21 protein-coding genes and 1 pseudogene are annotated in these 21,328 nt (G+C 58.4%); 9 read left to right on the top strand and 13 right to left on the bottom strand.

Features of this window, described 5'->3' with window-relative positions; translation table 11 throughout:
• Positions 1 to 332: 332 nt before the first annotated feature.
• Both NXT3_RS19700 and NXT3_RS19705 read right to left on the bottom strand, forming a co-directional pair.
• A complete protein-coding gene (locus tag NXT3_RS19700; protein ID WP_104840096.1) occupies positions 333 to 968 on the bottom strand; it encodes a 3-oxoacid CoA-transferase subunit B in 636 nt (211 codons plus the stop codon).
• The gene (locus NXT3_RS19705; protein ID WP_104840097.1) at positions 968 to 1,678 is read right to left on the bottom strand and encodes a CoA transferase subunit A; all 711 of its coding nucleotides are present in this window, start codon (positions 1,676 to 1,678) and stop codon (positions 968 to 970) included. Before NXT3_RS19705 ends, NXT3_RS19700 begins: the two co-directional genes overlap by 1 nt.
• Positions 1,679 to 1,760: 82 nt before the next feature.
• Between NXT3_RS19705 and NXT3_RS19710 the strand changes: the two genes are divergently transcribed.
• Complete coding sequence (locus tag NXT3_RS19710; RefSeq protein WP_104840098.1) at positions 1,761 to 2,702, top strand: LysR family transcriptional regulator; 942 nt, start codon at positions 1,761 to 1,763, stop codon at positions 2,700 to 2,702.
• Between the two features lie 494 nt (positions 2,703 to 3,196).
• Here the strand turns inward: NXT3_RS19710 and NXT3_RS19720 are convergent, their stop codons facing one another.
• Positions 3,197 to 5,659, bottom strand: a complete 2,463-nt coding sequence (locus tag NXT3_RS19720; RefSeq protein ID WP_104840100.1) for a sensor domain-containing protein — start codon at positions 5,657 to 5,659, stop codon at positions 3,197 to 3,199.
• Between the two features lie 418 nt (positions 5,660 to 6,077).
• Here NXT3_RS19720 and NXT3_RS19730 point away from each other — a divergent pair, with 418 nt between their 5' ends.
• Positions 6,078 to 6,695, top strand: a complete 618-nt coding sequence (locus NXT3_RS19730) for a hypothetical protein (protein ID WP_104840101.1) — start codon at positions 6,078 to 6,080, stop codon at positions 6,693 to 6,695.
• Positions 6,696 to 6,850: 155 nt separating this feature from the next.
• On the opposite strand, the gene NXT3_RS19735 is transcribed toward NXT3_RS19730, so the two are convergent.
• Positions 6,851 to 7,057: a hypothetical protein gene (locus NXT3_RS19735; protein ID WP_037382710.1), complete on the bottom strand. Its 207-nt coding sequence runs from the start codon at positions 7,055 to 7,057 to the stop codon at positions 6,851 to 6,853.
• A 679-nt stretch (positions 7,058 to 7,736) separates the two neighbouring features.
• Here NXT3_RS19735 and NXT3_RS19740 point away from each other — a divergent pair.
• Both NXT3_RS19740 and NXT3_RS19745 read left to right on the top strand, forming a co-directional pair.
• A complete protein-coding gene (locus NXT3_RS19740; protein ID WP_104840102.1) occupies positions 7,737 to 8,198 on the top strand; it encodes a transposase in 462 nt (153 codons plus the stop codon).
• Between the two features lie 253 nt (positions 8,199 to 8,451).
• Complete coding sequence (locus NXT3_RS19745) at positions 8,452 to 9,063, top strand: hypothetical protein (RefSeq protein WP_104840103.1); 612 nt, start codon at positions 8,452 to 8,454, stop codon at positions 9,061 to 9,063.
• Positions 9,064 to 9,205: 142 nt separating this feature from the next.
• Here NXT3_RS19745 and NXT3_RS19750 read toward each other — a convergent pair whose 3' ends face one another.
• On the bottom strand, positions 9,206 to 9,445 hold the full coding sequence (locus NXT3_RS19750; RefSeq protein ID WP_104840104.1) for a helix-turn-helix domain-containing protein: 240 nt from the start codon (positions 9,443 to 9,445) through the stop codon (positions 9,206 to 9,208).
• Positions 9,446 to 9,808: 363 nt separating this feature from the next.
• Here NXT3_RS19750 and NXT3_RS19755 point away from each other — a divergent pair, with 363 nt between their 5' ends.
• On the top strand, positions 9,809 to 10,282 hold the full coding sequence (locus tag NXT3_RS19755; RefSeq protein ID WP_104840105.1) for a ProQ/FINO family protein: 474 nt from the start codon (positions 9,809 to 9,811) through the stop codon (positions 10,280 to 10,282).
• Between the two features lie 492 nt (positions 10,283 to 10,774).
• On the opposite strand, the gene NXT3_RS19760 is transcribed toward NXT3_RS19755, so the two are convergent.
• The 7 genes and pseudogenes from NXT3_RS19760 to NXT3_RS19790 all read right to left on the bottom strand — a co-directional run bounded on the left by NXT3_RS19760 (position 10,775) and on the right by NXT3_RS19790 (position 14,892).
• Positions 10,775 to 11,065 carry a hypothetical protein gene (locus tag NXT3_RS19760; protein WP_104840106.1) on the bottom strand — a complete coding sequence of 97 codons (291 nt, stop codon included), beginning with the start codon at positions 11,063 to 11,065 and terminating at the stop codon, positions 10,775 to 10,777.
• A gap of 303 nt (positions 11,066 to 11,368) precedes the next feature.
• A pseudogene (locus tag NXT3_RS19765) lies at positions 11,369 to 11,825 on the bottom strand (MucR family transcriptional regulator).
• Positions 11,826 to 12,083: 258 nt separating this feature from the next.
• A complete protein-coding gene (locus NXT3_RS19770; RefSeq protein WP_064254098.1) occupies positions 12,084 to 12,335 on the bottom strand; it encodes a WGR domain-containing protein in 252 nt (83 codons plus the stop codon).
• A 340-nt stretch (positions 12,336 to 12,675) separates the two neighbouring features.
• Positions 12,676 to 13,152, bottom strand: a complete 477-nt coding sequence (locus tag NXT3_RS19775; protein WP_199773369.1) for a helix-turn-helix domain-containing protein — start codon at positions 13,150 to 13,152, stop codon at positions 12,676 to 12,678.
• A gap of 246 nt (positions 13,153 to 13,398) precedes the next feature.
• On the bottom strand, positions 13,399 to 13,551 hold the full coding sequence (locus tag NXT3_RS32515; protein WP_234828145.1) for a hypothetical protein: 153 nt from the start codon (positions 13,549 to 13,551) through the stop codon (positions 13,399 to 13,401).
• 197 nt (positions 13,552 to 13,748) lie between these two features.
• Positions 13,749 to 14,186, bottom strand: a complete 438-nt coding sequence (locus NXT3_RS32520; RefSeq protein WP_104840108.1) for a hypothetical protein — start codon at positions 14,184 to 14,186, stop codon at positions 13,749 to 13,751.
• On the bottom strand, positions 14,179 to 14,892 hold the full coding sequence (locus NXT3_RS19790; protein WP_104840321.1) for a ParA family protein: 714 nt from the start codon (positions 14,890 to 14,892) through the stop codon (positions 14,179 to 14,181). Before NXT3_RS19790 ends, NXT3_RS32520 begins: the two co-directional genes overlap by 8 nt.
• A 602-nt stretch (positions 14,893 to 15,494) precedes the next feature.
• Between NXT3_RS19790 and NXT3_RS19795 the strand changes: the two genes are divergently transcribed.
• The 4 genes from NXT3_RS19795 (at position 15,495) to NXT3_RS19810 (ending at position 20,483) form a co-directional block, all read left to right on the top strand.
• Positions 15,495 to 15,896 (top strand): plasmid mobilization protein, encoded by a 402-nt coding sequence (locus NXT3_RS19795; RefSeq protein ID WP_104840322.1) that lies wholly within the window; start codon positions 15,495 to 15,497, stop codon positions 15,894 to 15,896.
• 4 nt (positions 15,897 to 15,900) lie between these two features.
• The gene (locus tag NXT3_RS19800; protein ID WP_104840109.1) at positions 15,901 to 18,717 is read left to right on the top strand and encodes a conjugal transfer protein TraA; all 2,817 of its coding nucleotides are present in this window, start codon (positions 15,901 to 15,903) and stop codon (positions 18,715 to 18,717) included.
• Between the two features lie 6 nt (positions 18,718 to 18,723).
• Positions 18,724 to 18,933: a hypothetical protein gene (locus NXT3_RS19805; protein ID WP_104840110.1), complete on the top strand. Its 210-nt coding sequence runs from the start codon at positions 18,724 to 18,726 to the stop codon at positions 18,931 to 18,933.
• Between the two features lie 689 nt (positions 18,934 to 19,622).
• The gene (locus tag NXT3_RS19810) at positions 19,623 to 20,483 is read left to right on the top strand and encodes an IclR family transcriptional regulator (protein ID WP_234828146.1); all 861 of its coding nucleotides are present in this window, start codon (positions 19,623 to 19,625) and stop codon (positions 20,481 to 20,483) included.
• A gap of 24 nt (positions 20,484 to 20,507) precedes the next feature.
• On the opposite strand, the gene NXT3_RS19815 is transcribed toward NXT3_RS19810, so the two are convergent.
• Positions 20,508 to 21,299, bottom strand: a complete 792-nt coding sequence (locus NXT3_RS19815; RefSeq protein ID WP_104840111.1) for an SDR family NAD(P)-dependent oxidoreductase — start codon at positions 21,297 to 21,299, stop codon at positions 20,508 to 20,510.
• Between the last annotated feature and the right edge of the window lie 29 nt (positions 21,300 to 21,328).

Genomic DNA, 21,328 nt, shown 5'->3' on the forward strand with positions numbered 1-21,328 from the left:
AGAGCCCGGGTGTCTCCATCAACCGGCCCGCTTCGGATTGGCCGCGTTCGCTGTGCGTCACGGCCGCCCGAGCCCCCGACAGGATATTCGACGTTCAAGCAGTCCGGTGGTGATCAAGCCTTCGTTCACGCCGGCAATACCGTATTTCAGTCTCTCCGAAACGCGTGCGGCCCGTCGGAGAATTTTCTCCGCCCCGATCGCCCGGACGGGCTTCAGCCGGACCGGAGTCGGACACCGGGCGGATGACCTGCGCGGTGGCCGAACACGGACATCCAGGCTTGCGCCCGCGCTCCGCTCTTACGCGGGGCGCTGGGTCGTTCGAGAGCGAATTCTCAAGCCAAATAATGGGCTGTCGTCTTTGCCGCGATTTCTCCCGCTGAGACGCCATCTGCGAGTTCGACCAGTGAAAACGGCGCGCCGGCAGACGCCCGTTCAAAGACGCAAAGATCGGTGATAATCGTGTCCACGACGTTGCGGCCGGTCAGCGGCAGGCTGCAGGAAGGCACGAATTTCGGCGAGCCCTCCTTTGATACGTGCTCCATGAGCACGACGATCTTCTTGACGCCAGCAACAAGATCCATGGCGCCGCCCATGCCCTTGATCATCTTGCCGGGGATCATCCAGTTGGCGATATCGCCACCTTCGCTGACCTCCATGGCGCCGAGGACCGTCAAGTCTATGTGGCCACCGCGGATCATGGCGAAACTGTCGGAGCTTGAAAAGTAGCTGCTGCTCGCCAGTTCTGTGATCGTCTGCTTCCCGGCATTGATCAAGTCGGGGTCCTCGTCCCCTTCATAGGGAAACGGTCCGATTCCGAGCATCCCGTTTTCCGACTGGAGCGTGACCTCGATGCCAGGCGGAATATGGTTGGCGACCAGCGTTGGAATGCCTATACCGAGGTTGACGTAAAAGCCGTCCTTCAAAGACTGGGCGGCGCGCGCCGCCATTTGGTCGCGTGTCCAGGCCATTACACTGCCTCCCTGCGGCGCACTGTCCGCGATTCGATCTTCTTCTCGTAGGGGCTGCCGACAATCAGCCGCTTCACGTAGATCCCGGGAAGGTGAATGCTGTCGGGATCGAGGCTTCCCGTCGGGACGATCTCCTCGACTTCGGCAACGCAGATCTTGGCGGCTGTCGCCATCGGTTGATTGAAGTTTCGCGCTGTCTTGCGAAAGATCAGATTGCCGCTTTCATCGGCCTTCCAGCCCTTAACGATTGCGAGATCGGCGAAGATGCCTCGCTCGAGCAAATATTCCTGACCATCGAAAAACTTCGTTTCTTTACCTTCGGCCACCACGGTTCCGACACCGGTTTTTGTATAAAAGCCCGGGATACCGGCGCCGCCGGCACGGCAGCGTTCGGCGAGCGTGCCTTGAGGACAGAACTCGACTTCCAGTTCGCCGGCAAGATACTGTCGCTCGAACTCCTTATTTTCCCCGACATAGCTGGAGATCATCTTCCTGATCTGGCGGGTTCTGAGCAATTTGCCCAAGCCTTCATTGTCGATTCCGGCGTTGTTCGACGCAACGGTCAGGTCCGACACGCCGGAATCGCGCAAAGCATCGATCAGCCGCTCCGGAATTCCGCACAAACCGAAACCGCCCGCGCAAATAGTCATGCCCTCAAAAAGCAGGCCGTCTAGTGCTGCGACGGCGTCGGGGTAGAGTTTTCTTGCCACGATATTCTCCTTTGTGGGGGGTGATCGGACATCATTTTCAACATTAACTCCAATTGTTTATTTTTTGTGATAAACATAAACGATGTCTATCAATCGGATCTCGCTCTATCATCTCGAAACGCTGCTGTGGATCGCACGCTTGGGCACGTTTGCGGCCGCCGCTGAGAAATTGAACACGACCCAGCCGGCAATATCGGCGCGCATTGGCGAACTCGAGGAAAGACTGGGGGCGAAGCTGTTCCAGCGGAATGGCCGCGCCGCCAATTTGACGCCCGCGGGTCGGCAACTCGTGCGCGAATATCGACCGATCTGGGATCAGTTGCAGGACACCCTTCTTCGCAGTGCAGGGTTCGACCAGATAAGAGGGATCGTGCGCGTAGGTGCCGGGGAAATAGCAGCAGCCACCTGTTTGCCGCGGTTTGTAGCGGAGACGCAGGATAGATGGCCGGATCTAACATTCGAAATTGAAATTGAACTGACGGCGCCGATGATCCAGGCGCTTCTCAACGGGAGAATTGATCTCGCCTTTGCCGCCGGAATGGTCGCGCACCCCGCATTGAGAGCGACGCCAATCGGTGCTGCCGAACTGCTTTGGGTGGCTAGCCCTCCCGTTGCGAAACAAATGGAGGAGGAGAGTGATGCAGTTTTCTCGCTCTGGTCGTTGCCAAGCCATTCGCCGATTTATCAGGTCATGAAAGACGCCCTCGACGAAATTCCAGTTAAGAAACACGTCATCAATCTTTGCAGCAACGTTCGCATGATCATCGATATTGTGACGATTGGAAACGGTTTCGCGCTGATCCCGAAATCCATGATCCGCTCGCAGCTTGAGAACGGATCCCTAGTTCAGATCATGGCGGGTTGGCAGGTTGAACCAATAATGTTTCATGTCGTCGCCCGGGCGGCGGAAGGCGATCCGGTCGTCAACCAGGTCGTGCGGTATGCAAGCGGCCTCACCCTTGAATCAGATCCGTTTGTCCGTGGTAGTCGCGTGGGCCGGGTTGGCGCGCCGTCATCGCTCTAATTGTTTCGCGCTTCGTCGAGTTCCATAGCGGTCTTCGTCTTGTGGAGATGCTCGGATGGGAATCGCGGTTGGTGCCGACCGTTGCGCCGGGAGTTTGGCGCCTGTGTGCTTGGGCTTGTCGTGCTCTGTGTCGACTCGAACCCCGGTGCATCTGGTCACGGAGTAGGTTTGCGGTACCGCTTGATGCCGCCCACAAACCGATCTGATAGCACAGAAGAGAAAAAGAAAAAGGGCCGTCGGAAAAACCGCGGCCCATGAGTTTTGAAGGTATGAACCTCCAGAGGGGAACAGTTGTTGCAGCGGAACTGGGAGGAAAACCGCCATGTGCATCAACTGTGTGCATCATGATCGTTTTTTGATCATTTGGGAAACGTTTTTTGTGCAATGCAGCTATGCAAATCCCGGGCCTGCCGTGCGAGTGGCCACAGCCCCGCGGTACCAACGGGCGTCGGTTGCGCTCGAGACGGTGCCTAACGACAGAAGCGTTTCTTGGGTCATCCCGGCTCGGTCGTGAACATCCCGCCGCGGGCGGAACGAGCGAGCTCCAGTGCCTGCGGACCGGGCATGGGGCGTGCGATCAGGTAACCCTGCGCCTCATCGAAGCCTTCTGCCTTGATCAGCTCGTACTGGTTCTTGCGCTCCACACCTTCTACCGTCGTTACGATGCCGAGTGAGCGGCCGATCGCGGCAACCGCTCGAACAATTGCCAGGGACTCCCGACCTTCCGGGAGATCGGTGATGAAACTGCGGTCGACCTTGATTTTATCGAACGGAAAGGTTCTGAGATAACCAAGCGAGGAGAAGCCGGTCCCGAAATCGTCAATTGCAATCTTTACGCCGAGTCGTCGGATCGCCTTCAGTGTCTGAAGATTGCCGTCGCAGTCGTCGAGCAACACCGTCTCGGTGATCTCCAGCTGCAGGCGCGAGGCATCCAGGCCCGTCTCATCCAAAATGCTGCACACGCTCGCGGCGAGGCGCCGGTTTCTGAATTGCAGCGGTGAAAGGTTGACAGCCACACCGATATGGGAGGGCCACTTGACCGCTTCGGTACAAGCCTGACGAAGGATCCACTCGCCAAGCGGACCAATCAGGCCGGTTTCCTCGGCAACAGGAATGAACTCGGCCGGCGACACCTGGTCTCTTTGCGGATGTGGCCAGCGCGCCAGCGCCTCAAATGTCGTAATCTCGCCTGTATGAAGGTTGACGAGCGGCTGGTAGTGGACTTCCAGATCGCCGTTTTCGAGCGCCTGTCGCAGTGAAACTCGCATTTGCTGCACCGCCTGCAGATGCGCATCGATTCCAGGCTCATACTGGACATATGTGCCACGCCCGTCGGACTTGGCCCGGTCGAGCGCCACGTCTGCAGCCTTGATCAGTTCGTCGACCGGCTGGCCACTCTTCGGAGCAGCCGCAAGTCCGACAATAACCCCAAGATCGACATGCGTGCCGGCGAGTTCATACGGTACTTCGATGACATCGATCAGCTGCTGGGCCAGCAAACGGGCCTCAGCATCGCTATTGATCCCAACGCGCAAGACGACAAATTCGCCGCCACCCAAGCGACAGAGGATGTCGGATTGCCTAAGACAGTTTTGTAGCCGTTCAGCCACACGGCGCAACAGCAGGTCGCCGGTAGCGCGACCATAGGCGTCGTTGACCGCCTTAAAGCCATCGAGGTCAAGGCAGAGAACTGCGATTCTCGTCCCCGGGGCGATCTTGTCCGACAGGCGCTCGAACTCCTCGCGCAGGAACTGACGGTTCGGCAAGCCGGTCAGCGCATCGTGGCGCGCCATGTGATGAATTTGCTTCTGCGCCAGCAATCGCTCCTGTTCCGCGTTACGGCGTTCGGTGATGTCGAGCGCAATGCCGACGAAGCCGAGAAACTTGCCGTCCGTTGCAAAGCGCGGTTGTCCTATGTCGATGATCCAGGCCGAGCCTCCGCCGGCGCGTTTCAGACGATATTCCATCTGGACGGGCTTGCGGCGGTGGAAGGCCTCGTAAAAGACTCGATCGACAGCGTTCCGGTCATCGGGATGGACGGCATTCAACCAGCCTTTTCCGGCCGCCTGTTCGGCGGTCTGGCCGGTCGTCTCGAGCCAGAGCCGGCTGTGGTAGTCGTCTTCGCCGTCTTCGCCAGTCGCCCAGATCATCACCGGCGCGTCGTCGGCGATTGCCCTGAAACGGGCCTCGCTCTCCTTCAGGGCTTCGAACATCTTGCGACGATCATCGATATTCTCGACCGTGCCGTACCATCGACGGATGCTTCCGTCTTCGGTCCTGCGGGCGGCGGCACGACCGCGGAACCAACTGTAGCCGCCCTCCGCGGCCGCCAGGCGGAACTCGATATCGAGCGGCTCTCCGGTCTTGAGCGATTTCGACCACTCTCGCTGAACGTCGTTCAGGTCGTCGGGGTGCATCGCCTTTGCCCATCCCCCTCCGAGCGCTTCCTTTGCGGCAAAGCCGGTATTTTCCCATCGCGGACCCATCTCCAGAACCTGCCCCGATGGATCTGCCGTCCAAGGCGCCTGCGGATGCAGTTCCACAAGCGCGCGATGATGCTCCTCGCTGGCCTGAAGCTCCGCCTCCACTCTTCGCTGTTCGGTGACATCCAGGATCGTCGCGACTATGATCGTTTCGCTCGCGTCCGTTCGCGTCAGCTTGGCTCGACAGGTCCGTATCAGAAGAGACCTCAGCTCTCCTCCCGCTCGGGCGATATCTGCCTCGACCGAAACCTCCTCTCCGGTACAAAGCACGCGCTTGTCGATCTCGCGAATCCGATCCGCTTCCGCCGCCGGCCGAATGTCGTAATCCGTGCGGCCGATCAGGTCGCCCGGTCTTCGCCCGACCAGCGAGCAAGCCGCCTCGTTGAGGAAGCGGAAGCGAAACTGCTCGTCCTTGACAATGATGGGTAGGGCGATTGCGTTGAGGAGGACCTCGAGATCGGCGCCGAAAGTCAAATGCTACTCCGATGATCTCAGTTGCGGTTTCTCATAGCGCCTCACATGACGGTGGCGAAAAGCGCGTTGCCGATATCGGCTCCGCAGCGGCCGAGCCGGGCTATGATCCGTGTTTCAAAGGCGAAATGGCGCGCACTGGCACCTTTTCAACACCCTAGAGTGGCAGCAGTTAACAAGAAATTGACGGCTCGGTCCCGACAACGAAGTTGTGCAAACCTTGCAAATCACATGAGGTTTCCCATGGATTCCGCTTTCGTCGTGGTAAGGTCTTGGAGAGCGCCTCTGCCGATAGGCGGCTTTGTTAACCCGTCTTTCGCTCGGGCGAATACAGGCTTCGAACCACTCCTGGTCACAAAGATAACCGGGCGGGAAACAAGAGCTCAACAGCATCTCCGTCCGGCTTGCTCAAGGTGGGATTATGAAAACACCGTGGAAATTCCTGGCCCAACTGACGTCGCGGCGACCGTCGGCGCAAGCGCAACAGAGTTCGATCGGCAATAGCGCCGATTCCAAGGCTTTCGAGAGCGAAGCGGAGCATACGCCCGCACTTCGGCTGAGTTTGAGGATCGCTGCCAGCCCACCCGCTCATGATGAGGAAGTCTCGGTTGATCAGGCGTCAATGGCATCGGAGTCGATGGCATCGGAAAAGGCGAAAGGCGATGACGATGTCGCGCAGGCGCTAACACAGGCGATTGATGCTGAAGAGACTCAAGCAACTGCGCGTCATGACGTCGACCATTCAGCTGTCGAAGCGAATTCATTGGTTCCAAAAAGCGCGGCAAGCACAAGGTCGCATGACAAACCGCGGGTCAAGCGTCGACGTGGTAAGAGCGCCAACGGCGAGTCGGCTGCGCAGAGCGCTGTCGCCGCAAAGCCCCATCAAATCTTGCCGCCCTCGTCTTCACGTGACGTGTTCTTTCATGAAGCGGCAACGCTCGATGAAGAAATCAAAATGCTGAGGATCCACCTCGCTCAAAAGCTTCAGCTGCAGAACGGTCAGCTTAAGAAGATGCTCGAGCGGTTCGACGTATCGTGAGCTTGGCGGCGCTACCGATAAGCGGGCACTTGCGTCATCCTTGCCTGGCGGCGAAGGCCTCGCCGCCGCCACTCACTTAAAAGCGTGCGAGAGCCTGCTGAGCAGGCAGCCATCAATCGGCTCAGTATGTACTCGCCGCTGGGCGCGCTGCACTCTCAGGACAGCCCCGCGACAATACTCAAGCCCAGGTCGTCGCGAACCCCTGCTTGATAGGCGTTGATGAGCTTTGCGGCGAGCGCTTCAGCTTCGTCAGATTTGCGTGACAAGGCGCGCCTTTGCAGCTCGTCCTGGAAGGCCTTTCCGATCATCTCGAATTCGTCAGGCCCAATTGGATCGAAACTCAAGTTTTGAGCTGGATTCATCGTTCCCCTCTCTCCGTCATCCGATGCGACGGAAGACGCTCTGCTGGTTTGAAAAGATGCAGCTTGGAGATTTATCGAAGGTGAGCTGTTCTTACGGCCGGGCCATTCGTATCGGTCCACTGCAGGGCCGCAATGGCGGAGCCGAATAGCAGAGCCGGTATAGCTAGAGCTCCCATGAGCCTGAGCATTTGGAGCCGACGTGTGCGCTTTCCATCCCAGTCGTAAGCCATTGCTACGCCCCTGCTAATCGGACAGTACCGCCAAGATAAAACCAGAGAACCACTGTCCGGTCGAGTCTCTTTTCAAGTACTACTTATAAACGAATCTCAGGCGCAGTATTTGCGTGTCCAAAGTGCGTCGGTGGAAAAACGGGAAGTAGAGGCAACCGACGTCGGCGACCGTCTTGCCGTGACGGCGGCACGATCTCTAGGAGGGGTGCCCAGCGGCATCCCTACCGTTCGCGCTCGCGCCGAACCGTACGGGTCGCCACGATCGTCAGGTTGGGCGCCAGTGGTAAGCAGGGCGCCGGTTATTTCACGTGAGAGCGGGGAGCCTCAGCGTCGATCGTCAGCCAGGAACAAGCAAATTCAACCATCCGTAAAGCAGGACCATGATGGTTGTGTTGACTCTGTGGTGCACTCAGCCGAAAACAGACGATCACTAAAGGAGGGAATTGCTGATGGCTGACGAGAGTAATGCGGCACCAGTTGCCGTGGCTGGGGCGACGGACGCAGAAGTGAAAGCACCGACGGCTAAGAAGCAGAGGCCGCCTCGGCGTCCGAAGGCGGCCGCCGAGCCGGTGCAAGCTACATCAAAGGCGGCGGCCGCTAAGCGCAGAGGGTATAGCGAGCAAGAGAAGAGCGAGAAGCTGAAGCTGATCGAGACGCAAGTCACCGAGGGCAGCACGCTTAAGGACGCTATCAAGAGCGCCGCCATATCGGAGCAGACCTACTATCAGTGGAAAGGTGCTGCCAAGCCCGTGGAAAAAAAGGCCACGAAGGGCACCAAGCCCGGTACGGTCGGCGACGAGTTGGCAGATCTTGTCCAGCTCGAAGAGGAAAACCAGAGGCTCCGCAAGCAACTGGCGGAGAAGCTGCGCGCCGAAAATGCCGAACTGCGCAAGAGGCTCGGTCTCGACTAACAAGGACGCAAATGCGCGGGGGACAGTCTCTTCGGCGTCCTCCGTGTCGCGCCGGACGCTTTTATCCCTCTTTGGCATTGTCGCGACAAACGAAAGCCCTGCTGTTCCCCCGCTCTTGTCGGGTGAAAGGCACCCCGGCTGCGGCTGGCGAGCGGTTGAAGCGCGCGAGGAAGGGCTGTATTGGTGAGCCTGCAGGAATGCAGCGGCGCCAATCGGTGTTGATTTTTTCCACGGTGCTGGGGATCGGAAGTAGATGAAGACGCCACAACGGAGATTCGTTGTTGAATTCAAGTCGGGGCGACGCCAGCCAAAAGCCCAGACAAACTCAATCTGGGGAGACACAGATCTCAAGGCTTTGTCCCGCGAAGTAGAAGATGCGGCGCCGCATCTGTTCAACTCAAATGAAGCACCTGTAACGCCGGCCTCAGCTGAAGCTCGGCCGGCTGATCCGCTCAATGCAAAGTCTGTCAACGAACGCGCCGACTATGTCGACGGTGCACGAGCAGCGATAGCCTCTGCCGACGGCGTAGAGGTCGGTGTCCCGAAGCACAATGAGGCCGATCATCCGGCCGAAGCGGTTGTTGAAGTGCAGGAGAGCCAATCGCCACCGCCGCCGCGAACGACATCAGCGGGAACCCCTCGAAAGCGCGCCAAGCGCGCCGCCGCCCAGACGATCGCGCACAACTCGAAGCTTGGCCACGAGGGTCGAAAGGCGGAAGCCAGGCCTAACGACAATCCGATCTCGCTCGACGAGATTGCAGCGCTCGACGCAGAGAACAAGCGTCTGAAGAGGTTGCTGGCCGCACAGCTTCGTGCACAGAACCTCCGGCTCAAGGAGATGCTCGAACGCTTTGATGCCGAATAGCGAGGTGGCACCGGGTCGGGGCAGTAAAACCCGCTGAGGCGCAAGTTCCGCCGACAGCCTACGCGAGCTGCGCTACCCGATGCCACGCCGGTTCTCGCGACTTTGCACTACTGAGAGGTTGGGTGTGAGGACCTGGATATTGCTAAGCCGGGCGGAACGTGGAGGTCGGCACCTGGAGTGCAGCGGCGATGCGCCTGAGCCTGCCGGGGTCGACATCAGCACCCAGTTCAATCCTTGTGATTTCCGCGCCAGTGAGGCCGCAGGTCAGGGAGAGGTCCTCGACGCTATATCCCACGGCCTCGCGAGATTGCTTGACAGCGAAACCTATATCGACGCGGCCCGCGCACGTCCCAACGTCCAGGTTGATGGTAGCCTTTGTCATGAAATGACTCCTTCGATAATGCGCCAGGAGCGCGCGCTCTTTTCCAAAAGGAAACCTGCAGCCACAAATATGTCGGCTGGCAGGATCATTGATGTTGCACCGCAATATAGTTCCAAGATATCGCGGTTACAAGGCACCCGCCAGGTGGCGTTCCGCGCACGCCTTGATCCGCGGGATCTATCCACCTCTGGAATTCTCCGTGGACAGGGAGTTAGCCTAAAGGCGGGGGATATCGGAACCCGAAATGGACCGGGCGAAGGCTTCGCGGATTCGTGGCTAAAGACGTTTCCTGTTTTCCCATGGGCAAAACCAAACATTCATGCTAATTCATTGTGCACTGCAGCAAGCCTGACGACGTTCACCATGCCGACCGAACAAAAACGCAAATCACCATTCGCGCTGTTTCGCTATCTCTCGGAACGATGGCCCGGTACCTTCGATGCGAAAGAGCCGAAGCCGCTCAAGATCGGCATTCGTGGAGACATTCGGGCGCTTGATAGCGGATTGTCCGACGAGGATCTGAATAGGGCGCTCCGCGCCTATACCCGAAGGGACAAATACCTGGCCCAATTACGCACGGGCGTGACGCGGGTTGATCTCAACGGTGATGCCGCGGGTGAAGTGACGGAAGCAGATGCGGCAACGGCCAAGGCGTGGTTGCAGGCTCGTTTCGGCATGGCAGAGACGGCGTCGTTGCCCCAGCCAGAAGAGCCGGCAGCGTTGGCGAAATCGGATCCCGTGCTCGACAGCAAGGCGAAACTTTCGCCCAGTAAGCCTCAGGGGTTTATCGTCGAGACGAAGCGCCGCCGCTTACCCAGCCGCCGCTTTGGTCCCTGACATTTCGTCGTCGCTCATCCGTGGAAATCTCGACTCGAGCAGATCGAATGAGCGCGTTGGTCTCCTTGCGATGCAGCGAAAGTACGCAGGAAGCCAGCGATACCCTCGATCGCCGAGTTGATCGAAGCCGACGAACTTGCGGTGCTTGATTCAGAAAACGCATTATAGCGGGGTATTTGAGCTTCAATCGGCTGCCGACGGCAACGCACCGCCCGGACTCGTTTGGAGGCCTGCTCTCCGCGATGGCAAGCGTCTTCAGCAACTCGATATCGCGCACCGGTCTGGTAAATGGAAGAGCCTTGCGGCGGGGGCTTCCGCTTCTTCGCCTCCCGAGGGATGCGATTTCTTCCAGCAACACGGCAACCATCCAAGGGTCGAGGTCACCGCGCCCATTCTTGGCGGTTACACAGCTGCTGAAGTAGTTCCTCAGGAAGGCGCCCGATTAAAATGCCGGCAGAATTTATGCCCGCGGTATCGTTGCCGATTGGGATGTCACAGGGTCCGTTCCAAGAGCATTTTCAGTGTCCTGATGACGTCGGCCGCATCCACCAGAGCATCCTTGACCTCTTCCGCCGAAAGGTCACGAGCCCTCTCCGATGATATCCGAAGATCGATCAAGACGTCTCGTGCATGGTGGGCCCCTTCAGCGCCAGTTTGCTCGCGCATGTCGCGGATGGTGTCTATCGAGCGGTCAAGGAGCCGGCTTATCTCATAGTGTGTCAGCTGGCCGGGCCCGTTCGCCGCCCTGATCAGCTCTGCGATGAAATCGGTCGTAAGGCTCATCGTACCGCTGCAAGTTGCTCTTGGTGGAATTTGTACAGTGCAAGTCCTTGGCAATCAGCCCCTGGTCTGTCGGGGACTCGCCCAACTCATAGCTGGGCAGTCGAGTCTCAAGCCCATCCGACGTGCTCGCGCTTCGCCAGCTCAGGAAAAGGCCGAACCAGAAGCGGTACTCCGGCGTGTCCACGCCGCACTGCTGCGTCGATAGCATCTTCTTCAGTCAGGTCTCGCCAGTCGATCATTGGTTGTCCTTTAACTGCCGAGATGCTCGCTTAAAACCGCCAAGCTAAGGTTAGGGAACTTGGCCTATCTTCTTGCAAAGGGAGCTGAAGCTTCGGCGAGCAGTGATGCGGGTTTCCTTCCCAGCCCCGTTGCGCGTGCGAGTTCCGCGCGCTGCATGGCATAGTTCGGAGCTGTCATCGGTGATAATCGACTGGAAGCTTCCACTTTTCACGATACTGCTCCGGTGTCAGACCGTACTTCGCCATCAGATGGCGCCTGAGCGATTTGAATCGCTTGCCGTCCTCCAGACAGATGAGGAAGTCGTCTGTCACGGAGTTCTTGACCGGACTGCGGGGCGTCGCTCCTCAGCGGAGGACTCGATTCTGGATAGTCCAGAACTCCCATCCAGCGAGTTGTAAGTTTGCTGAATGAGATGCGGGAGCTCGGCCGCGGAAATGACATTGCGGCTCAAATAGGCGGACACGATGCGGCTGGTGAGCTCAAGTCTCCGTTCCTTTATCTCTGAGCGCGATTCCGTCAATGTTCTTCTCTGCAGCATGTCACCAATTGTAATCGATCCGTGTAATGAGCAGGAATTTCGGTCGGAAGGAAGGCGGCGCGCGAGAAAGGCGATAACTATCGACGGTTTTTGGACGTCTCTTGTTCTTCATTTCTGATGTCCTTGCGGAATTGAGACCGCAGAGTCTCTCGAGTTTTCTGTCGTGATTGCTTATTCGGTTTCGCCCAAGTTCATCGGCATCCTTTCTTGGCGCGGCGAGGTAAGCATCGACTTCAGAGATCAAGAGCGCGGCAGGGGCTTGTACCCGCGCGCTCGCTTCTGGCGAGCCAAAAAAAGGAAGTGTCCAATCGCCTGACGCTCATCCTTGAACAGATCTACGCGTTCTTTGCCTCGGGTGCCGATCCGGCCCCAGTGGCGGACGAGCGAAGCGCCGCCGAAGAGATCCGGCTCGATCGACATTGTGTAATAGCGCGCCATGTTCTTGGTCGCGTCGATTCGCTGAATATGCAGGCGGAACCAGTGCTGGGTCATGCCTGCGAGCTTGGCCGTTCGAGGATTCGCCGTCCAATGACATTTCTGAATCGATCTCGCTAACCGATTCGAGAATTTGATGCAGCGCTCGAAAGTCGGCGGCGCTCGCAACCATTGCGGCAAAGCGCGAATTTCGGATGGCACTTTGGCCGCGACAGTTGTGCTGAGAAAAGTTCCGGGCCGCTCCCGTTTTCCACTCCGCCTTTGGGCGGAGCGAAGCAGGCGGAGGCCTGAACGCGCTTTCACATTGCGCCGAAGAGAAGGCCGAAGCCTGTGGTAAACGGGAGTGGGGCGGCTGCCGTTTTTCTTCTGGCCACCGACTATCTTGAAGGACGGCCGCTTAGCTGCCTTCACTCACGCTCGTGGCAACAGCTTCCGCTGCCTGTGCGGCTGGCATCATGCGTTTCAGAAGCCGGATCAGATCGTGCATGGTGTCGGGCGGCAATCCTTCGATAAGCTTCATCAATGTCAGGCGATCCTCTGCTTCCTCGGGCGTCTTGCCCCACAGGTGCGGAGCTGCGTCAAAGATCATATCGAGGGGCATAAAGCCCATGATCTCACAGAGATGAATCAGCCGCGGGACCGACATACGAGCTTCTGAGCCCCGCTCGTACCTGCTGTAAACAGATACCGAAAGTCCTAGCAAATGCGCCAAATCGGCGCGGGAGATGCCTTTGGCCTCGCGCGTTTGCTTGAGCCAGGCGGAGATCTTTTCATCTATCTCCTTGGCGGTAAGGATGCCATTGAAACCCGACTGGCGGAAGACCGGCCTGTCAAATTCCGGATCGGCTACTTCAACTAAACCTCGTGCGCTCATCAAGCTGACTGAATCCGTCACCGACCTTACCCTTGTTGTATGCACCGCTCTCAGCACCCACTATGCACCAGATTGAAGTATTTTGGAGCACGCTCTCCGAAGAATCACAGCAATTTTCCCTAACTTTTTGGGGGAAGTCGAGGTCGCGAGCTCAATGAGGCGATGGATCAAAATGCTTCAGCACGCGCCCGAGCACTCGGGCAATAAACTTGGCGCTAAGAATGGCGAAGCAGCCGTGAAAAGCCGTTAACGGTTCTTCGCTGCTATCATCTTCCAGTCGCCGCCTTTGCCCTGAAAAACCGCCTCAATTCGAGTGTCGCCGGTGATCCAATTGAGGTCCGCGGAAAGCTCGCAAACGACCTCCGTTTCTGCAATTGGAATGCAGCGATTGACGATCACTTTGGATCCGTTGCCATGCCTGGTTAGATCCCATTTGGATAGTGTGAATAGCCGGACCTTGGCCTGTTCGTCTGTCGGCCACGTACCATTTTCGGGTACGGCGCTCGCAATGTTCGATTGAGGCAAATTGCTTCCTGAAAAGTTCCCCATACCGACGGTCGAGACACGCCAAGGAGGAAGCCGCGGCCTGACATCGATCAATAGCCGTTATCTTTAAGGAACTGGTCAATTGCGGCCTTCATGATGGTCGTCATCTTCACGTCATTTTCAATGGCGGCCTTTTGCAGCCGCATCTTCGTGTCGTAATCCAGCGGGCAGTTGACATAGTGCTTGGACTCCCGATCGCGCGCCCTCTTCAGGTCGCGCAAGCGAACTCTCGAATCCTCTCGCTGCAATGCTCTCGCGGTGGCCCGTTCGCGCCGAGCTTCTTGTGTCGGGGCGATCAGACGATTAGCGGACTGATCCGCCTCAGTCCCGAGCGGTGCAGGTTCTTGAGGCTGATCTGCATTCCTGGTCTCTCTCGACAGCTCAGCCAGTTTCGTTGCTGAGGCTGCCGGCATAGGGGCTTGCTCCACTGAGCGGCTGCGACGCGGCGCGACTGCAAAGTCAGAGACGGTCGTTTGACCCTTAGCCATCCGCTGCTACCTCTTTCTCGCCCGCAAAAAGCGCTTCGATGTCCCGAACCAGGCTCATCACCTCCATTCTCGCTTTTTTCACCGATTCTGTGAGCTCGAGCATTTGCACAGTGCCATAGCCGTTTCGAATTTCGCGATAGCAATTTCGCTCCATTAGCTCGGTCTTGAGGAGATGGGAGTCGTAGCCCCCTTCCTGCAGGTTCTGCACGAACGGCCTGATTAGGCGGTAGGCTTCCAGCAGTTTCGCCGGCATGGTGATCCTGGTGACGAAGTTGGCGTGGGGGATTAACCGCCCCACCTTGTCGGAAATATCGGCCGTGTCGGCGGCGGCCTGTCCTGCCGCCTTAATCTCGTCCTGGTTCGGCTGGATCGGCGTCAGCACAATATCGGAGCCAGCGATGATCGTGTCCCTTAAAACCGTGTCCTGGCCGGGCGAGTCCATCAAAACGACGTCGAACTTGTTCGCCTCGTTCTCCAGGAGCTGCTGCACAGTGGTCTGGCGCGCGGCGGTTATGAGCTCGATGTTGGCAGGCAGGTTGTCCTTTGCCTCACAGCGCTTCCACCATTCCTGCAGATTTTGGCGGCCGTCTGCATCGATGAGAAGCACACGCTTCCCCTGAAGCGCATACTCGCCGGCGATCAAGATCGCTGCTGTTGTCTTCCCAGCCCCACCTTTGCCGCTCACGGCAGAAATAAAAAGTGGCAAGCGTCGCAACTCCCTTTTGATGGCCCAAAGTGATTCCGGCACTTCGTCGCGGACTTGCACGGAGCGTCCAGGTCGCAATTGCACAGGATGCGAGCAATCGCCCGTACGACACGGAATCATTACACTACCGACCCGTGTAGTCAATCGAACCAACTAAACCACTGCTATAGGATGTGAACAATTCCCCCCACGATGTGAAACCATTTTCGCAATCGCCCCATAAACACATGATGTGGAAAGATCGTGCTGCTAACTCGTGTGAAATAGCGACACGACATTGGCATGTGACTGCTGGCTGCTTCATCGGACGCGTACGGTGCGTCGTCAATAAAGCCGCGCAGATCAATGAACCCCCGAGCCGCGTAAGGCCGGCTTTGGCGCTCGCACGGAAGCGGCAAGGGCGGAGAGCGGAGCCGTCCCTTGCAGCTGAGTACGAGGGGCAGACAAAGGCCTTTAAAAGCGGATTTCGGCGTTGTTTGGTTGAATTTCCCCTTACAATCTAGAGAGGCAGGATACGGAAAAATGTGCTACGCCATTTTCCTGCAATCGAGGGACGAGCCCTCGATCAACTGACGCAAGCGCCAGTAGGGGCCAACGGCCAAATGGATGACGGGAAATTCAACGCTCTTCTCGAGCCGGCAAAGAAAGATCGCACTGTGCATGTGCGCGTCACGGCTGACGAACATGTGGCGATCGAGAAGGCCGCTGACGATGCCGACATGACGGTATCCAGCTTTTTCCGGTCGCTGCTTCTGGAGGGGGCGGGGGTTCGGCCGATGTTGACCGGCGATGACCGGCTGGTGATGGCGGCTCTGCTCGAAGACATGCGTATGATCGGGATCAACCTGAACCAGGTCGCGAGGGCGCTCAACAGCGGCCGTGGTGTCCACCCAAGCGAATTGGACATCAACCTTGAGAACGTGCAGCGGGTTCAAGCGGCCGTGATGAGCGAGTTACGTGCTCTGACGCGGCGAGCTGGTTATCAGCGTCGAGGGGAGAAGTAGCCCTTTGGAAATCTTCTTCGGCGCATTCACCAGCGAATGGGAGCAGCGGCGCGCAGCGCTGCTGCACGAAATGTCGTCCGGCGGGCGGGGCGCTTCGGCGGAAGAAGAGATGCGAAAGCGCCTGAAGCAGTTGGCTCAACTCGGCGCTGCAGGTGGCGGCGGAGGATCAAGCGGGGCTCCCGGTGGTCGTGGATCCGCATCGACGGGCAGGGTGGCTCCTCGAGCGCAGGTAACGTCGGCGACAACGGTTGCCCGACCGATGGAGGCGCGGCTAGCGGCCGTCGCAAAGGGAAGTCAGCCAGCAGTCGTCAAAATGGCGTCCTATGGCGGCGGTGCTCGGGTCGGGGCGATGCTGAATTATGTGTCGCGTGGCGGCGAACTGAAGGTGGAGAACGAAAGCGGCAGGATCCTCGAGGGGCGGGAGGAACTGGCGCGCATCCGTGGCGATTGGGATCTTTTTCAAAACCGCTCAGAAAGCCGCGACATTGGGAGTTTTTCCCTCGAAATCGCGGCGTCCGGCCTTGCATCGGACGAGGCCTTGCACGAGCAGGTAAGGAGCACCCTGGCGAGCGGCTTTGGCGACCGGCGCTATGCCTATGCGATCGCGAAAAATGACGGCGGCGCCGTCACCGTTCAGGGGCTTGTCGTGTTGCGAAGTGGGCAGGGGGAGCGGCTAACGGGCGACTCGAAGGCGGCCGGCATCATCCAGGGCCGATACGACGCCAGCGCGGCTGCGGGCGAGGCTGCGGCGAAGTTCTCGTTTCATGGCTACGGAAATGGCGTGGAGTTCGGCGCCAGCCGCTTGCGCGGGCTGGTCGATCGGCATGACGACGTTCGCGACGATCGCGGCCAGTCGATAGCGAATGAGAAGGTCGCGGGCGACCTGGTGCAGAAAGAATGGCGCGGCGAGCTCCACAGCCGCAAGAGCCGCGATGTGATGCACGTCATCATGTCGGCTCGGGCCGGAACCGACGTTGCCGCGTTCGAAGGCGCGGTTCGCGACTTCCTAGCGCATCAGTTTGCTGGCCACCGGTATGTCTTCGCCATGCACGATCCGGCCAGCGATCCAAAAGAGGCGGGGGAGGGGGGAAAGCGTCCGCATGTGCATGCCCATGCGATCGTGGCGATGAAATCGGATTCCGGTGATCGCATCGAGACGACGCCTGCCGTGTTTCGGGAATGGCGATCCGTCATGGCAGAGAAGGCGCGGGAGCACGGCATTGAGATGGAAATGACCGACCGGCGCGAGTTTGCCAGCCCGCCGGCATTCACGCGCACCCAGGTACGACCGGTGAGCCGCGAAGGCCGCACAGAGCATGTCGGGACGAGCGAGGCTGCGCAGGCGAGATATGACGCCAAGCGTAGCGGCCGACGCACTGTCGCGAAAAGCGACCGGAGCCGGAAGTACATCATAAAGGTGCAGGAATCGTGGCAAAGGGTCGCCCTTGCGGGTGGTGATCGTCAAGTCGTGGCCTATGCCGCACAGCATCGAAAGTATTTGGAATCAGGGCTTTCGACAGCACAGTCGGAGACGAGCGGAACTGTCATTCGCGCGGATTTTGGATCGAACTTCCGCATCAATTTGGCTACATTGCAGGAGATGGTTCTGGAGGGTCAGGAATTGCGCGAAATGTCACGAGCAGAGTTTGAGACCTACGAGAAGAAGGTCGAGACGGCCTTATTCAAGTTGGCGCGGTCCGTCTCGGCAGACGATCGGGCGGACTTTGACGAGATAGCCGGCCTGGCCCGAGATTTCGTCAATCAGAAGCGTGAGCTGGTGGACCTTTACGAGCAGCGCAAAGAGGCATTGGCGGCGCAAGGTGGCGAATCGCTTCGCAGCGAGCCGCGTGATCCGGCCAACGACGAGTGGGACGCTGCGGTCGCCAGGCACGGCGAGGCTATTGTCGAGGCCGGCAACGAGGCCACGATCGAAATCGAGCGCTATCGAGAGGGACTTGATCGGATCGAGGCCGGCGAGTTTTCGGCCGACCGCAAAGATGGGATGCAAGCCGGGCTTCAGCAGGCGATGGAAGGGGCCGCGCAGTTGGCTGTCGAAGGAAACAGCTACCTCAGAGACGTTGCCAAGCAGGACCAGGATTTGCGACAGGCCATCGATCGCGCAGAAAAGCAAACCGAAGTTGACCGACGGGATGACGGGCGCGCAGACGTCATAAAGGCAGTGCAGACGGTCATAGCCGATCGGATTGATCGCCTGAACGAGCGTTTGAGCGACATTGCAGTGGACAGCTATGCGACCCAAAACGAGGTATCTGCCGAACGGCAATTCCTCGTGGATATGAATGGGCAACTCGACAAGCTTGGACCGGGGGATGTTCTCGATCTCTCGCGGACGGAAACCGACTACGGCTATGATGAAGAGGAAGCCGCATCCGCTCGGGAGAGTGGCGTCGATTACGTTCCATCGATCGAGAGGGATCGGCAAGAGCACGAAAGCCACATCGACAGCGTTGCTCCGCAGTTGGAACGGTTGAGAGCCCACGGCGTCTCCGTTGATACGACGTTCAAGATCGTCGATCCGGCCCCGCGAGACTATGACGCTGAGTGGGCCGAGATGTACAGGGATCTGGACCCCGAATCGGAGCCCGGCCGTAACGACACGCGCGAAGCTCACGAGTTGGCGTCCACCGTCGATGCTACAAATCGCCTGCAAGATCGTCTAAATAGGGATAAGGAAGCCGCTCAGCGCAGCGGAGAAACGACACGGACCGACCCCGCCCAACAGCATATTCCTCGCCTCGAGGAGTTGGAGCGGGAACAGAGGGAACAGAAGGAACGCGACCGCGACGACCGGGACCGTTAGGACACAATGCTCAACGATAACCGTCAACAGTACGTCATCCAGACCGATTCCACCAAAGAGGATGGCCTGGGGAAGGTGTTTGCCTTCATCTTCGTCGTCGCCATGTTTCTTGCCTTCGTCCAGAAAGTCTTTGAATCGGTCATGGCCTGGTATCGCGACACCATGGTTTGGCTAAATGACACCGCGGCCTATCTTGCCGGCTTCTGGCCATTCTAAGGGCTCAGCTCTATTTCGAGATCGGCGTCAATCGTTCCTAGTGCAGACCTGACGACTTTGGGTGGACAGCGGAAGTTTTGCAGCCGCCAGGCTAAAGTCTGGTTCGGACGAAAGAAGTCGTTCCTTAGCTCTGGTCGACGGCCCGGCTGCGAAAGCCTTCATAGGTGGCGCGGCTCCGCTGGCAAATTTCCGTCGAATCTGGAGCTGGGGGCCGACTCCTGAGACGCGACAAATCATGGCTCCTTTCCGCGAAGCGACCCTCGGTCGAGCAGGTGGAAGTGCTATCGCTGATGGGGCGGCTCGTCGGTGGTGAGCCGAGGCAGGGGGACAATGAGAATCCCATCTGGCTGTTCGAGGGGTCGGCTTCTCCTCAGCCCCTCGGCTTCGACTTCCTAAGATCTTCGACCGATTGCGGGCCTTCAGTGAGACGGACTGCAAACGGCATTGCCTAGCATAGGGTCTTGTCGGTGCTGAAGGCTTGGCGTCGATGCCAGCTTGATCGCCGCGGATGCCAACAAAAACGCCACTCGACAGCACATCCCGCTGCCGTTTCAGGATGCATTCGAGGACGGCTTCCTTTCGTTGTCCGAGACGATCATGTAGAGAAAGCCCGTTCTGAGCGCGAAGCGGCTACACTTGACCGCTACTCTTCGGTTCAATATTATAACCTTCGGTTAACGAAAAATGGGGTGAAGTCCATCACCTGGCGCGCGGAGAAGATTGTGCCGAAATCCGAATCCACAGAAACCGTCCCAATGATGAAAAGCGTCGATAGAGCGCTGTATCTGCTGTCGTATTTTACTGTTCAGGAACCGGAGTGGGGTCTGAGCGAGCTTGCCCGGAAGTCCAAAATCGACAAGGCAACAACCCTGAGAATCCTGGTTGCGCTCATTCGCAACGGCTTTGTGGAGCAGCATCCGGAAACTAAGAAATACCGCCTGGGGATCGCGGTGCTCAGGTTGGCTCGGGTGAGGGAAGCAAGTTTCCCGCTTCTGTCATTGGTCAATCCGGTGCTCGACAGACTGGCCGAGGAAATGCAAGAAACCGCGCACGCTACTCTTGCGTCTGAGACTGCAATGATTACGATTGCGATAGCGGAGCCCAAGAGGTCAACGCGGGTCTGGGTAGACCCGTCGCAGTTACTTCCTTTTCATGCCACCGCATCTGGTCTCGCTTATCTCGCGTTCGCCGCACCTGGCATCCGGGAGGGCGTTCTTGCCAGTACAGAACTCACCAGATACACGCAAAACACTCTGGTGGAGCCGGAGAAAATTGGCACGCAACTTGAGCAGGTCAGAGCGCGGGGTTTTGCGTTTTCACCTGGGTCGTTCGAAGCTGAATCGAGCGGTATCGCTGCACCAATTTTCTCCGGTGACGGTGAGGCTTTTGGTTCAGTGGCCATTGCTGGTGTCGCATCTCGGATGACGAAGGATCATCAGTTGAAAGCGGCGCGGCTGGTCGTCGGAGCTTCGGTGGAAATCTCGCGAGCAATTGGCGCCGAGCCGCATCCGAACGTCTTGCGGGCCGAACGGGAGCTACTCAACGCCTGAGCCGCAAGCGTTCGTACGCGTCCGTCAATTTTGATCGAACTCCACCAGCCCTTGATTTACCACGCTACTTCCGCCGTCGACGTTAATCAGAGCGCCGTTGACGTATGATGCTTCAGGGGACAGCAGAAACGCAGCGACGTTTGCAATCTCGCTTGCTTCGGCCGCGCGTCGTTGGGGTACGAGCCGCGTGACGCGCGTGTATCCCTCCTCGGGGTTACCGCCTTTGGTCAGCATGGCCATTTCCATGTCGGCCATTTCAGTTCGCACCCAACCGGGTGCAATAACGTTCGCGCGAAGACCATGGCGGGCGTACTCGAGGGCGATCGTTTGCGTCAGAAGCGTCGCGCCCGCCTTCGATGCGCTGTAGGCGGCCAGCCCCACCCCGGCCGTTGCACCAGCTACTGATGAGATGGTGACGATGGATCCTTTGGTCTTTAGCAAATGCGGAATGGCAGCCTTCGCAATCACGAACGACGCAGTTAGATTGACGTCTATTTGCGTTTGCCAATCGGCAAGCGACATCTCGGAAACAGGCGCGGCGATGACCGTGCCTGCGTTTAGGACAAGCGAATCCAAGCGGCCGAAATGTGCAACGACCTTTTCAACCACGGCCGCCGCGTCCTCCGGTACGCTTACGTCCGCCGTAAGCGCTAATCCTTCCGTCTGTTCAGCCACGGAACGGAGGGTCTCCTCCCTTCGACCACAGATTGCGATGGAATGCGTGGACGCTAGGCTCAATGCGATTGCCGCACCGATTCCGGTGCCTCCACCGGTAATGAGGGCTACAGGTCTGCTTTCGCCGACTGTCGTGGACATTCGCTTCTCCGTTCGACATCTGTGAAGGT

The organism is Sinorhizobium fredii (genome assembly GCF_002944405.1).
In the GTDB taxonomy this organism is placed as follows: domain Bacteria; phylum Pseudomonadota; class Alphaproteobacteria; order Rhizobiales; family Rhizobiaceae; genus Sinorhizobium; species Sinorhizobium fredii_C.